Raw genomic sequence first — 13,181 nt, 5'->3', positions numbered from 1 at the left:
CAAACTTGCCGCCGAAGCGCTGGGGCCGTCGAGTATTTTCTCTCGCGGTGGATCGAAGGCGTCACTTCGGTTCTCGCTGGACTTCGCACGGGTACGAACGGTGCGATGCGGTTCCGCTGAGGGGATCGAGTGTCTCGGTGCCGATGATTAAATTAAGATTGGCGCCGTCACTGGTGAAAGGATTATAGCCAGGCGCACCTAGCTCCTGACAAGATTGCCACCAACCATGCTCTCCGACAACCACGCGAGGATCAAGCTTGTCGTTCAAGCGCGCGTGGGCATGCACGCTGCCTTCGGGCGTGAAGATTGAGACCCAGTCGCCTTCAGAAATACCCCTTGATTTTGCAGTGTCGGGGTGCAATTCGACCTTCGGGTAAAACGCATGCTTGCGGAGGCTTGGCACCGCGCGGTGCTGCGACTGGCAGAACAATGAGTGTTTGGCGCTCGTGAGAATCAATGGGAAGCGTGCCAGAAAATCTGAGCGTGCAACGCGCCCGATCTGCGGTTCTTCGAATTCGGGCAGCGGTGCGTAGCCATGATCGAGGAAGGTTTGCGAATAGAGTTCGATTTTGCGCGAGGGCGTTGCAAAGCCACGTGCCTCACCGCACGCACCCCTCTCGGCATATTTGGCATAGCGGGTCTGCAGGGGCAGGTGGACGCCCCTTGGAGCGGCCCGCAGTTGTTCCACCGTGATGCCCGTCGGACCAAGTTGCTGGCGATAAGCGCCCTCAATTTCGCCGTTCCAAAACTGCTGGGCCAAGCCTAGATGCGAAGCAATGCCAAAGACGATCTCCGTATCTGAGCGGGCTTCGCCGGGCGGAGATACCACGGCCTGACGCAACTGAATATGCGATTGCGCCTCAGAGCTGATTTCGAATCCGATCTTGAGCGCTTCTCGTTCGAAGCACGAAGCGGCCGGGAGGACGATGTCCGCAAGTTCGGCAGTCGGGGTCATGAACAGATCGGCGTGTGCGTAAAATTCCAATGCGCTGAGAGCTTTTCGTCCCGTCCTGCTGTCCGCGTGCGCCAATAGCATATTTGATCCGAAGCCGATCAAAGCGCGGATCGCATACGGTTTGTTCTCGAGAATAGCTCGGTAGAGATCATGGGTGGTGACGCTGCCCCATCGCGCTGGTCCTAAAGGACGTTCGGTTTGGCCGAGGACATCAGCCATGGGTTTGTTCGAAATTGATTCCACACGATTAATCGGCGCCGCGCCAACTGTTGGCAAGATTACGTTCCCACCCGGCGCATCGAAATTTCCGGTAAGCGCATAAAGCAGCGACATCGCGCGTGCGGTCTGGGTGGTGTTGGAATGCTGTTCGTGTCCACTCCAGGCGTAGTAGGAAACCGGACGCGAGTGCCAGATAAGCCGTGCAGTTTCCTCAACTTGATTGGCTGGAATACTTGAAATCGTTTCAACAATTCCGGGCGAATAGCGTCGACAGAGCCGAGCATAAAGTTCGAAAACGGTGTGGCAGATGACATGACCGCCAGTAGCCTTGACGCGATACTCGCCCTCTAGAGCGACATCAGCGGTATCGACTTTGTAGCGACCGGTCGTCGTGTCGTAAGGCACCAATCGCTTCGCCGATCTGTTCCATGCAAAATAGCGATGTGCATCTCCTCCTGGTGTCACGTCGCGTTCAGTGAGCAGCCTTCCTGTGTCGGCTCGAACTAGGAGCGGTCCATTGCTCCAAGCGCGGATGAACTCGCGATCGTACCAGCCGCGTTCGATCATCACATTGGCGATTCCGAGCGCTAGGGCGCCATCACCTCCAGGTCGCACGCGCAGCCAGAGATCCGCCTTGCTGGCGAACCCCGCATGGCGTGGATCTATAACGATCAGTCGCATGTCGCGCTTAAGCGCTTCGGTAATAGCGGTCGCGTGGGTTAAACGGGAGAAGCTAGGATTGTAGCCCCAAAGGATCATGCAACCGCTTTTTGATATTTCCAGCATGGCACCGCCGAGTGCGCCGGCACCAAGACTCCCGACGCCGAAGGTGTAGCTCGTTGCCAAGGCGCGGCCCCAGCCGCATAGGTCGATACTATTAACTGCATTCGGACTGCCGAAAGCGCTCATCAGTCGCTGGACAAAAGCGTATGAATCCGCGAGCGCGGTCGTCGAGGGCGAAGATAAACTGAAGGCAACTGACTCCGGTCCATACTTCTCGGAAATTCCCGACATTGCGTCGGCTATCAATCCGAGTGCCTCATTCCAGCTAATTTGTTGCCAGCGAGGATCGGCCTCCCCTTTCGGGGTCGTCCGCCGAAGTGGGTATTTTAGTCGGTCCCGATGATAGACGAGCTCGGGCGCCGCGCGGCCCTTCGCACACAGAGCTTGGCCGGTCGGATGTGCGGTATCAGCTTCCAGAGTAGTGAAGCGACCGTCTTCGACCACCGCCATTGCACCGCATCGCGCGACACATAGGCTGCAATAGATGGGGACGCGCCGTGCATTCTTAGCCACGATCTTTCGCCTTAGGACAAATCCGATATCAATTATTCGGGAAAAGCTCCGTTGTTGCAGGTTGGTTTCAATATTCAAGGGTCGGAACGCGGAGGCACTTCAGGACTATCGGCACCAACTTCAGGACTCTCGGCTGAAGCCAATATTTTAAACGTGAGAAGCATTTCGGGCTCGCGGGCCAATAAAGTCGATGCTCTCGCGCGAACTCACATTAGGGCGGAATTCAAGGTCGTCGGCCCCGTGCGTTCAACTTCCCGATATAACCATTCGCTTAGGGAAATAATATGAAAACACCCTACAAAGTAGCAATAGTTTTTGCCTGTGTGGGTGCGGTCGGCGCGCTCTCGACGGTGTCTAGCAGCCAGGATGCTACCTCAAATAAGACGGAAGCTCTTGTCGACAACGCCGGTAATTTGAAGGTCCCGTCTAATTACCGCGCGACTTACGAATATCTAGGAAGCTGGGCAGTTGCTGACGACAAGGGCCAGGAAGGTTCGAAGCAGATCCATACAGTTTACGCATCTCCGGGAACGATAGAAGCGTATCGAACGAGCGGCAAATTTCCGGACGGCTCAGCGCTAGTGAAGGAGGTCTTTGCCGCGAAAACCCAGCCGATGACGACCGGCACCGTAAGCCATGAGGATAAGTTGCAAGGTTGGTTCATGATGGTCAAGGACGATAAAAACGCTCACCCCGAAAACAATCTTTGGGGAGATGGTTGGGCGTGGTCGTGGTTCGACGCCAGCAATCCTAACAAGACAACGTCGACAAATTACAAAAACGACTGCAAGTCATGTCATGAGCCCGCGCAGGCGACAGACTGGGTTTACACGAACGGCTACCCATCACTGCAAAAACAGTAAACTTCTTAGAAGGAAGTCTCCTCGTTTCATTGCCCGGAGAAAGCCGCCGGTCTGAGAGATGAGAAGCGCAGTGACTATCAGTGCCAGAGCGGAAATTGCAAGATAGACGCTGCATAGCGCTTTGACTGCTTGGTCTTTAGCAGGCGACGACTTCGCTCGTAATCGATCGCTCCGCGAAATTTGCTGAGATCGTTTGGACGCAGTTCCGCTGGCAAACGCCTCATGTCGGAGCCCGGCCATTTTTCTTTTCAAGCCTGTTCCGCTGCGCTGCCCAGGCGGCGCGGATCGGCGCCTTCGTTTCAACAGGAGAACACTATGAACTTTATCGTCGATGCGCTTAGCCGTTCGGGACTGCTCCGGCGCGATCTCGATTATCACCTACTCCGTGCCTCGATGGTGATTATCTTCGCGTGGTTCGGATATGATAAATGGTTCGAATCTGAAATCAGAGGACTACTTCCATTGATCAGCCACGGCCCTTTTATCTCCTGGACGATTCCAGTCTTCGGCATTCGAGGCACCGGCTATTTTCTAGGAATGTCCGAATGGATCTTCGGTTCGTTATTGTTATTGGGGTTTTGGAATAAGAAATTAGGCGTGCTCGGGGCTCTCGGTTCTTGCTGCACATTCCTTGCTACCTTTACGATACTGCCATTCGCTCCTGGTGCGTGGGACCCCGCTGCCGGAGGTTTTCCAGCCATGACAATTGTTTCGGCCTTTCTTTTGAAAGATCTCGTTTTGTTGGCTGTCTCTGTCTATTTGCTGAAGCAGGATGTCTCGCGGGTGCTCGCGGCGCGCGAAGAGGCCTAGTGATTTGCCCGCACCGTTGAAAGGAAACTCAGGCGAGGGTGCCAAGAGAATTAACATGGCTCGAGCCACCCTTCCTTCGGGCATCGTTATACCTGTCTTGCTCAGGACCTCGTCGGCTCGCTCGAACTCGGCCAAGTATCTCGCGATTGCGGTATCGGTCTCGCCTAGGCGTCGCAACAGCTTCGGCGAGATCGCACAATAGTTCGCTAGATCGGAGGAATTTTCACGCAGCCACTCTGCAAAGCGACGTCAACCGTGTGGCGGCGAGTTACTTGTTCGAATCCCGCTCGGTGAAATGGCGCACCCGAGAGGATTCGAACCTCTGGCCTCTGCCTTCGGAGGGCAGCGCTCTATCCAGCTGAGCTACGGGTGCTTCGGGCGAGACTGATAGCCCATTCGAAGGTCGGCCGCAAACGCCATGCTGCGCAGCCCAGGCCGCAGAACCGGCGATCCTCGGAAAATTGAGGTGAGGCGGGACGCCTCACCCGGCTTCCTGCCAGAGCGGCGCGAGCTACAACCCGGGAGTTCAGGCGCCGAAGCCCTTCGTCACAAGCCCTCAATACTGGCCGCTCAATACCGGCAAGGCTTGGCGACGACGACACACTTGGCGAGCAGGATCGCGCCCTTCTTGCAATCCCATTGCTTGTTCTGGGCGTTGTAAAAATCGGCATAGCGGCGGCCATAGAGACGGGCGACCGTGTACTTCCAATTTTCCCGCGCCTCGATCCGCGCTTTCTCGGTACCGGCACCTAGGATACCCGTTGCGGATGCCGTACCTTCGACCGGCGGTCGGCAGCGCGGCAGGGCGCTGGCGTCAGTGGCCGCAAGGCCGGAGGCCATGGCGCCAGCAGTGACGGCGAGGGCAGCGAGTTTGACGGTCGTGCGCATGACAAATACTCTCCCAAGAGCGACGATTTGCAACTTTGCCGGCCGGTATTTAGATAAGGACCGGCGGACTTCAGCCATGGGGGCGACCCGCTGTCAACGGACGTCTGACCCAAGCAACAGAATGTTCCGATAGCGTGGGAAAATGGCCGCGATTTCGCGGCGAAGCGCATATTCCGAGGCAATTCGATAAACGACGCGCAACCGCAACCGGGCGCTTCCGCCATGGCCAACAGAGAAACAATGCAGCAAACGAAAATTGAATCTCCTTCAGCTTCAGAACTGGCCGAGACCGTACCGGTCGCCAAAGGAAGCCACGTCTATCTGATCGATGGATCAGGCTACATTTTCCGCGCCTTTCATGCCCTACCGCCACTGACGCGACCGTCGGACGGCTTGCCGGTCGGCGCCGTCCACGGTTTCTGCGCCATGCTTTGGAAGCTGCTGCGCGAGACGAAAATCTCTGAAGCGCCGACGCACTTCGCGGTCATCTTCGATGCCGGGCGCGAGACGTTCCGCAACGCTATCTATCCCAAGTACAAGGCGCAGCGGCCGCCCCCGCCGGAAGAACTGTTGCCGCAATTCCCGTTGATCCGCGATGCCGTCAAAGCCTTCAATGTCGCTTGCATAGAGCGCGAGGGCTACGAGGCCGACGATCTGATCGCGACTTATACCAGGCTCGCCGTCGATGCCGGTGGCGACGTTACGATCGTGTCGTCCGACAAGGATCTTATGCAGCTCGTGCGTCCTGGCGTCACGATGTTCGACGGCATGAAGTCGAAACGCATTGGCCGAGACGAGGTGATCGAGAAATTCGGCGTGCCGCCCGAAAAGGTTATCGATGTCCAGGCTCTGGCAGGTGACTCGGTCGACAACGTTCCGGGCGTGCCCGGTATCGGCATCAAGACGGCGGCCGAACTCATCACCAGCTACGGCGATCTCGATACGCTTCTGGCGCAGGCCGGCGAGATCAAGCAACCGAAACGGCGGGAAAAGCTCATCGAGTTTGCCGAGCAAGCCCGCATCTCGCGCCAACTCGTCTTGCTGAAGGACGACGTTCCGCTCGATACCGTCATCGAAGCGCTCGGCGTGCGCGAGCCGCATTCGGATGCCCTTCTAAGCTTCCTGCGCACGATGGAATTCAACACGCTGACCAAGCGTATCGCCGAAGCGCTGGGCACCGAAGCGCCGCCGCCTCTTGCCGTATCAGTCGGTGCGAGCGTGAAAGCTAAGCCGCAAACGCTTTCCGACAAGATCGAAGATTTAGAAGAAGAAGCTGCATCGGAAGATGCCACGCCCGCCGCTGCAGTGGCGGCCGGTAGCGCGCTTGCGCGCGGCGCGCAGGTCGACCGGTCGCGTTATCAGACCGTCACAACGCGCGCCGAGTTGGAAACATGGATCGCCAAGGCGCAGAGCGCAGGCCGCGTCGCCTTCGATACCGAAACCTCGCGGCTGAGCGCGACGGAAGCTGATCTCGTCGGCTTTTCGTTGTCCGTGACGCCGGGCGAGGCTTGCTACGTTCCCGTCGACCACCAGTCCGGCGGCGGCGATCTCTTTGGCGACGGCAAACGTCCGCCTCAACTCGCCGTTGCCGAGGCGGTCGCGCTGATGAAGCCGCTGCTCGAAGACCCATCGGTTTTGAAAATCGGACAGAACATCAAATACGACGTGCTGGTCCTGAAGCGTTATGGCGTCGAGGTCGCGCCGTTCGACGATACGTTGCTGCTCTCTTATGCGCTCGACGGCGGGCGCGGCCAGCACGGTATGGACGTTCTGTCGGAACGCCACCTGGGCCACACATGCCTGTCGTTTTCCGAAGTCATCGAGCACGCGCCCGGCGCCAAGAAGGCCGACAAGTCGTTCGCCGGCGTTCCAATCGACAAGGCAACCGAATATGCGGCCGAAGACGCGGACATCACGTTGCGTCTCTGGATGGCACTGAAGCCGCGCCTCGCCGCTGAGCACATGGCAACGGTGTACGAGACGCTTGAACGACCACTCGTCCCCGTGATCGTCGCGATGGAGCACGCAGGCATCAAGGTCGATCGCGATATTCTCGCACGACTTTCAAGTACATTCGCGCAACGCACTGTGCAGCTCGAAGAAGAGATCTACGGCCTCGCCGGTCACAAGTTCAATCTCGGCTCACCGAAACAACTCGGCGAGTTGCTGTTCGATCGCCTGAAACTTCCCGGCGGCAAGAAAACAAAAACCGGCCAATGGGAGACGCGCGCCAACCTGCTCGATGATCTCGCCGCCAACGAAGACCTTCACGGCGACGCCCGTCGCCTCGTCAACACGATGCTCGAATGGCGGCAGTTGATGAAGCTCAAGTCGACGTACACCGACGCGCTGCCGACTTATATCAATCCAGAAACGGGCCGCATTCACACTAGCTACGCGCTCGCCTCCACGACGACTGGGCGCTTGGCATCGTCCGAGCCGAACCTGCAGAACATTCCGATCCGCAACAAGGAAGGCCGCGAAATTCGCACGGCTTTCATTGCGGAAAAAGGCATGAAACTCGTTTCGGCGGACTATTCGCAGATTGAATTGCGCGTGCTCGCCCACGTCGCCGACATTCCGCAGTTGAAGAAGGCTTTCGCTGACGGCCTCGACATTCACGCCATGACCGCGTCAGAAATGTTCGGCGTGCCCGTGAAGGATATGCCGGCCGAAGTTCGTCGCCGCGCCAAGGCGATTAACTTCGGCATCATTTACGGTATCTCGGCCTTCGGCCTAGCGAACCAGCTCAGCATCAGCCGCGAGGAAGCAGGCGATTACATCAAGACCTACTTCCAACGCTTTCCCGGCATTCGCGACTACATGGATGCCACGAAGAAGCAGGCGCACGCGCACGGCCATGTCGAAACGATTTTCGGACGCCGCATCCATTATCCTGAAATCAACACCAAGAACCCGTCGATGCGTGGCTTTCTTGAGCGTGCCGCGATCAACGCGCCGATCCAAGGTTCCGCCGCCGACATTATCCGCCGGGCGATGATCCGCATGCCGAATGCTCTCGAGGTGGCAAATCTGTCATCAGCGCGCATGCTGCTGCAGGTCCACGACGAACTGGTCTTCGAGGTTCCGCAAGATAAGGCTGAGCTGCTGATCAAGACCGCACGCCACGTGATGGAGACCGCAGCCGAGCCTGCGATCAAGCTTTCCGTTCCGATCCACGTCGATGCCAAGGCCGCGGACAATTGGGATGAGGCGCATTAATCCCCGTCGCGCGACTTGAACGTGTCCTCCTCGGGCTGATCGGGAGGATCGTCGGGCTTTGTCCAAAAGCGCGATCCAAGGAAGTCGAGGACCAGCACTGCTATCGCAAGCGCGGACGCGGCAACCGCCAATTGCAGCTCGCCGAGGCCGCACAACAGGCCGATTGCGGCCGTGAGCCAAATCGTGGCCGCCGTCGTCAGCCCTTTGACGTTCCGGATCTTGTCGCCGCGTTGAAGAATGACGCCTGCGCCGAGAAAGCCGATACCGGTCACCACGCCCTGCGCGATACGGCTGAACGCTGCTGTGTCACCCGTGCGCTCACCGGCGAGGGTAGCGATGCACGCACCGAGACTGACGATCGCCATCGTCCGGAATCCGGTCGGCATGCGTCGCAGGTCGCGTTCGAGGCCGATGACGCCGCCGCACAGAACAGCTGCTACCATGCGCCATACGACTTCACAGTAGTCGAGAGGGGTTGTCAGAGGAGTTGTCATGTGAATCCCATCCGAGACAGAGATGAGGTCAGCACGACATGACTGACCTTAAAGCTATTCGCCGGCGGAAGCAGGCGAATGCTGGCCATTCACCTCATCAAGAACTCCGTTCGCCTTAGCTCGCCAATCGGGCGCGACGTCCGGCGTATCCTTCAGCGCGCGATACGGTCTCGGCATCTTCGTGCTCTTGCCGCCGGTCAGTCGCTTGTAGTTGATCGTGCGGATGAACTCGCGAATGCGTGGCTGGATTTCGGTGCGCCAGCGCGTGCCGTTGAATACGCCGTAATGCCCAACGCCGGACTGCACATAATGAATTTTCTCGTCCGTCGGTACGCCGACGCAGAGATCGTGCGCCGCCTCCGTTTGTCCTAGTCCGCAAATGTCGTCACGCTCGCCCTCGACCGTCATGATCGCGGTCTGGCGGATCGCTGCGCAATCGACCAGTTCGCCGCGGTGCATCAGTCTCCGATCAGGTAACAGATGCTCTTGGAATACGATCTGGACTGTCTGCAGATAGAACTCGGCCGTGAGATCCATCACTGACAGATATTCCTCGTAGAACGTCTGATGCTGCTTGACGCTGTCGCAGTCGCCTTTGACGAGGTTGTTGAACAGATCGACGTGCGCATTCATATGCCGGTCGAGGTTCATCGTCATGAAGCCGGTGAGCTGCATGAAGCCCGGATAGACGGGACGCATGAAACCAGCGTGCGGGAAGGGCACCGTCGAAATGACGTTGTTCTCAAACCACGCAAGCGACTTTTGTGCCGCCAGATCGTTGACCTTCGTCGGATTGCGCCGGGTGTCGATCGGCCCGCCCATAAGCACCAGAGACGACGGCTGACACTGCTCGCCGCGCGCCGCCATCACGGCCGCTGCGACGAGTGCCGGAACGGCCGGCTGACAAACCGCAATGACGTGCGTGTTGGTGCCGATAAAACTCATGAACTCGATCAGGTAATCGACGAAATCGTCGAAATCGAACTGGCCGGAGGCGAGGGGAACGTTCCGCGCGTCTGACCAATCGGTGATGTAGACATCGTGCTCGGGAAGCATGGCTTCGACCGTGCCGCGCAGCAGCGTTGCGTAGTGGCCCGACATCGGCGCTACGATCAGCACCTTCGGATCGTGGCGTTTGCCGGTGACCGTTTCGTCGCGCACAAAATGGATGAGGTTGCAGAATGGCTTGGAGAGCGCGATTTCTTCGCTGATCGGGACTGTAAGACCCGCGTGCTGCACATTCCTGATGCCGAACTCAGGCTTCCCGTAGCGGCGCGTAATGTTTTCGAACACCTCGCACGCAGCGATCATGTTTTTGCCGGCAGTCGTGTACCCCATTGGATTTAGTGGCCATCCAAGCGTCTGCCTCAAGGCCTGGACGCCGAATCGCACCGGGGACATGAACGCATGGGCCATTTCATAGGCGTAATAGTTCATATCAATCCCAACCCTTTGTTTTATATGGTCTTTGGGGGCTTCGACCACGTCGCAGTGCAGCGCGTTGTTGCTGCATTGCATAAGTATAGAACGATTACACATCGTCACAATCTAGAAATAGTTCATGAGCCTAACGATTAAGCACCCCGTGCATAAAGGGTACACTTGGTGCTTCACGATTGCGGTGCACCATCATAAAGACGCGCGCCCTTGATTGATTGTTCCGTTTTAAGCAAAGACCGTACCATCGTCGGTACCGCGGGGAACAATGCTAACAGAACAGTCTGGGTCGCCGCGGCTGTGGTTGCGCCGTTTCGTTAATGTTCGGCCTGACGAGGTGGCGGCACTTCTCGCGTCCTTCGCGATGTTTTTCGCGTTGCTGTCCGCCTATTATGTCATCCGCCCGGTGCGCGATGAAATCGGCGTCGCCTTAGGTAAGGATTCGCTCCACCAGCTTTTTACCATCGTCTTCTTCGTGATGCTGGCGCTGGTGCCGCTCTTTGGCTTTATCGCTGCCCGCTTTCCGCGCCGCTACGTGCTGCCCGCGATCTATGCATTCTTCGTCGCCAATCTGGTTGCCTTCTGGCTGGTGCTGAGAGCGGCACCGGAACATCACGCGGCGCTGGGAACGTTTTTCGTATGGGGCAGTGTCTTCAATCTTTTCGTCGTGTCGCTGTTCTGGAGCTTGATGTCGGAGCTCTGGTCGCACGACGCGGCGAAGCGGCTTTACGGCTTCATTTCAGCCGGTGGCACCGCAGGCGCGCTGGCCGGTCCTCTCATTACGCAAGGGCTCGTGCGCATTTTCGCGCCCGTCGATCTGATGCTCGTTTCGGCGGTCTTGCTGTTGGCCGCGATGATCGCGAGCCTGCTGTTGCGCCGTATCAAACCGCCGGAAGCGACGGGTGGTGAAACCGAGCCCGCTGGCGGCGGCATTCTCGACGGCGCCATCAAGGTCTTCACGACGCCGATGTTCGCTCGCATCGCGCTTTTCATTTTCATCGCGAACGTCATCGGTACGTTCTTCTATCTGGAGCAGGCGCGCCTCGTGGCAACGTCGATCTCGAGCAACGCCGACCGCGTTCTATTTTTCTCCGGCCGCGATCTTGTCGTCAGCATCGTGACGTTCCTGATCGAAGTGTTTGGCACGGCACGCATTCTGAAACGCTTTGGCGTGACGGCGGCGTTGCTCGCATTGCCGGTGACCGGCGCGATCGGTGTGCTGATGTTGTCGTTCGATGCTGCGCTCGGCATCGTCGCCGCCGTCATGGTCGCCGAGCGCATCGTGGCGTTCGCGCTCGCCAACCCCGCGATCAAGCTGATCTACACGCTCGCGAGCCCGGACGAGAAATACAAGGTGCAGAATTTCATCGACACCGTTGTGTTTCGCGGCGGCGACGCAGCATCAGGCTGGCTCTATGCGTTGCTCGGCGGAGGCCTTGGCTTTGCCGGAGGCGCAATGGGCGCCGTCGCCGTTCCGCTTGCCGCCGCTTGGTTGTGGATCGCGCAGCGCCTCGGCGCAGATCACAAAAGACGGGCCTCCGAGATCGTCACTCGCGCCTGAGCAGCGCTTCGGGGCCGTCAGTAGATAGACGCTGCGTCGCCGTGATGACGGTGCAGCCGTTGGTCTTGATTAGCGTCCGCCGCGGCGCGGAGGTCCGCCACTCGTGCGCGAGGCGCCAGAAGCATCGCCCATCGGCGGGCGTCCGTCCTTGTGACGGAAATTGATGCGGCCCTTGGTCAAGTCGTAAGGCGTCATCTCGACCGTCACGCGGTCACCAGCGAGAATGCGGATGCGGTTCTTCTTCATGCGACCGGATGTGTAGGCAATCACTTCATGCCCATTGTCGAGCTTCACGCGGCAGCGGGCGTCCGGCAGAACTTCGTCCACCACGCCTTCGAACTCGAGCATCTCTTCTTTCGCCATTCGATCTCCGAACGTTGTTTGTTTTCAGAATAAGAAAAGCGGGGAGCAGACGAGCTGCTCCCCGCATGAGTGGAGTGGTTTCGAAAACCTTAGAGCGGACGCAGGTTCACAGCAGCGATTTTGCCGTTACGTCCACGCTCGGTTTCGAAGTAGATCTTCTGGCCTTCGCGGAGCGACTGAAGGCCTGCACGCTCAACAGCGGAAATGTGGACGAACACATCGTTCCCACCTTCTTCCGGCTGAATGAAGCCATAGCCCTTCTGACCATTGAACCACTTCACAGTCCCGTTCGACATCAATTGCCTCCAAAGCAAACATAAATTCCCCGGTTAAACACCGGAGGCTAATCAAATCGCGCGATGGAGACGTCTTAGGGCAGGCGGTAGCGCTGGTAAGAGTAAGCCAAGGCGTGTTCGACGGCGACTTATATGCCTTGGTCCTGTGAGAAAGGCAAGATCGTCGCAGCCTCCGGGCACCCCCTTCCGAGATCAAAATAGCTTTGAAATGCGGGGCGTTTCCGATCGTCTTCGCAAACCATATGCGGCGCCCGGAGGAAAATCAGGCGGGAAACCATATTCCCGCCTTCAACCTTTAGCTGCGCCCGCTGGCGGCATTGAGCGCCACGAACCGAGGCCCGACGTCGACGTGAATATGGTCCATGTCCCGGTAGGTCATGACGCCCCCGTTCCGGTGGTTGGCGATAAGCCAACGCACGACCTCAGCCTTGCGGCCCGGCACGCGGAAATCGATCGCCTGCCCCGAGGCATGACGGGACGGCCGTCCCGTAGCGGCAATGCGAGCGCCCGGCCGGCAGGTGGAGACGATCTGGACGTTGCCAAACTGTCCGCGGATACGCGCGAGGAGGTTGCGAGCCTCCGATGTCAGACACGCAGTCGATGTACCGGAGCCGCGCGCGATCTTGCGGCTCGTCATGGCCCGATCTCGATAGTGGTCGCCGTCGTCGCTGTCCGGCCTAGCGTCGGCTACACCCGACGTTGTGGCGGCAAGTACAAGAGAAAGCGCGGCAATCGTTCCCTTACGCATGGGAAGTCCTCGTTTGGTTGACTGATGGG

The 13,181-nt window shown here is 58.4% G+C and carries 11 protein-coding genes and 1 tRNA gene; 4 read left to right on the top strand and 8 right to left on the bottom strand.

Going from position 1 to position 13,181, the window contains the following annotated elements; all coding sequences use genetic code 11:
* Nucleotides 1-61: 61 nt before the first annotated feature.
* Nucleotides 62-2,407, bottom strand: coding sequence for a molybdopterin-dependent oxidoreductase (locus ACLB1Z_RS17930; RefSeq protein ID WP_409561061.1), 2,346 nt, complete (start codon nt 2,405-2,407; stop codon nt 62-64).
* Nucleotides 2,408-2,754: 347 nt separating this feature from the next.
* Here ACLB1Z_RS17930 and ACLB1Z_RS17925 point away from each other — a divergent pair, with 347 nt between their 5' ends.
* Together ACLB1Z_RS17925 and ACLB1Z_RS17920 are read left to right on the top strand one after the other, a co-directional pair.
* A complete protein-coding gene (locus tag ACLB1Z_RS17925) occupies nt 2,755-3,333 on the top strand; it encodes a cytochrome P460 family protein (RefSeq protein ID WP_409561060.1) in 579 nt (192 codons plus the stop codon).
* 315 nt (nt 3,334-3,648) lie between these two features.
* A complete protein-coding gene (locus tag ACLB1Z_RS17920; protein WP_409561059.1) occupies nt 3,649-4,143 on the top strand; it encodes a YkgB family protein in 495 nt (164 codons plus the stop codon).
* Nucleotides 4,144-4,439: 296 nt separating this feature from the next.
* Here ACLB1Z_RS17920 and ACLB1Z_RS17915 read toward each other — a convergent pair.
* Both ACLB1Z_RS17915 and ACLB1Z_RS17910 read right to left on the bottom strand, forming a co-directional pair.
* Nucleotides 4,440-4,516: transfer RNA gene (locus tag ACLB1Z_RS17915), tRNA-Arg, on the bottom strand.
* Between the two features lie 197 nt (nt 4,517-4,713).
* The gene (locus ACLB1Z_RS17910) at nt 4,714-5,031 is read right to left on the bottom strand and encodes a hypothetical protein (protein ID WP_409561058.1); all 318 of its coding nucleotides are present in this window, start codon (nt 5,029-5,031) and stop codon (nt 4,714-4,716) included.
* 240 nt (nt 5,032-5,271) lie between these two features.
* Between ACLB1Z_RS17910 and polA the strand changes: the two genes are divergently transcribed.
* Entirely contained in the window at nt 5,272-8,253 is a 2,982-nt protein-coding gene (gene polA / locus ACLB1Z_RS17905; RefSeq protein WP_409561057.1) for a DNA polymerase I, read from the top strand.
* On the opposite strand, the gene ACLB1Z_RS17900 is transcribed toward polA, so the two are convergent.
* Complete coding sequence (locus ACLB1Z_RS17900) at nt 8,250-8,747, bottom strand: MgtC/SapB family protein (RefSeq protein ID WP_409561056.1); 498 nt, start codon at nt 8,745-8,747, stop codon at nt 8,250-8,252. The two genes, polA and ACLB1Z_RS17900, sit on opposite strands and share 4 nt — an antisense overlap.
* Nucleotides 8,748-8,801: 54 nt before the next feature.
* Nucleotides 8,802-10,148 (bottom strand): polyhydroxyalkanoate depolymerase, encoded by a 1,347-nt coding sequence (locus ACLB1Z_RS17895; protein ID WP_409563302.1) that lies wholly within the window; start codon nt 10,146-10,148, stop codon nt 8,802-8,804.
* 304 nt (nt 10,149-10,452) lie between these two features.
* Here ACLB1Z_RS17895 and ACLB1Z_RS17890 point away from each other — a divergent pair, with 304 nt between their 5' ends.
* Entirely contained in the window at nt 10,453-11,745 is a 1,293-nt protein-coding gene (locus ACLB1Z_RS17890) for an NTP/NDP exchange transporter (RefSeq protein ID WP_409561055.1), read from the top strand.
* A gap of 69 nt (nt 11,746-11,814) precedes the next feature.
* Here ACLB1Z_RS17890 and infA read toward each other — a convergent pair whose 3' ends face one another.
* The 3 genes from infA to ACLB1Z_RS17875 all read right to left on the bottom strand — a co-directional run bounded on the left by infA (nt 11,815) and on the right by ACLB1Z_RS17875 (nt 13,152).
* The gene (gene infA, locus ACLB1Z_RS17885) at nt 11,815-12,108 is read right to left on the bottom strand and encodes a translation initiation factor IF-1 (protein ID WP_013949510.1); all 294 of its coding nucleotides are present in this window, start codon (nt 12,106-12,108) and stop codon (nt 11,815-11,817) included.
* A gap of 89 nt (nt 12,109-12,197) precedes the next feature.
* Nucleotides 12,198-12,404, bottom strand: a complete 207-nt coding sequence (locus tag ACLB1Z_RS17880) for a cold-shock protein (protein WP_013214405.1) — start codon at nt 12,402-12,404, stop codon at nt 12,198-12,200.
* Nucleotides 12,405-12,699: 295 nt separating this feature from the next.
* The gene (locus ACLB1Z_RS17875) at nt 12,700-13,152 is read right to left on the bottom strand and encodes a YcbK family protein (RefSeq protein WP_409561054.1); all 453 of its coding nucleotides are present in this window, start codon (nt 13,150-13,152) and stop codon (nt 12,700-12,702) included.
* Nucleotides 13,153-13,181: the final 29 nt, after the last annotated feature.

This window comes from Hyphomicrobium sp. MC8b, assembly GCF_905067615.1.
Classification (GTDB): Bacteria; Pseudomonadota; Alphaproteobacteria; order Rhizobiales; family Hyphomicrobiaceae; genus Hyphomicrobium_B.
The sequence above is the reverse complement of the archived record's forward strand: the minus strand, read 5'-3'. Positions and strand labels throughout refer to the sequence as shown.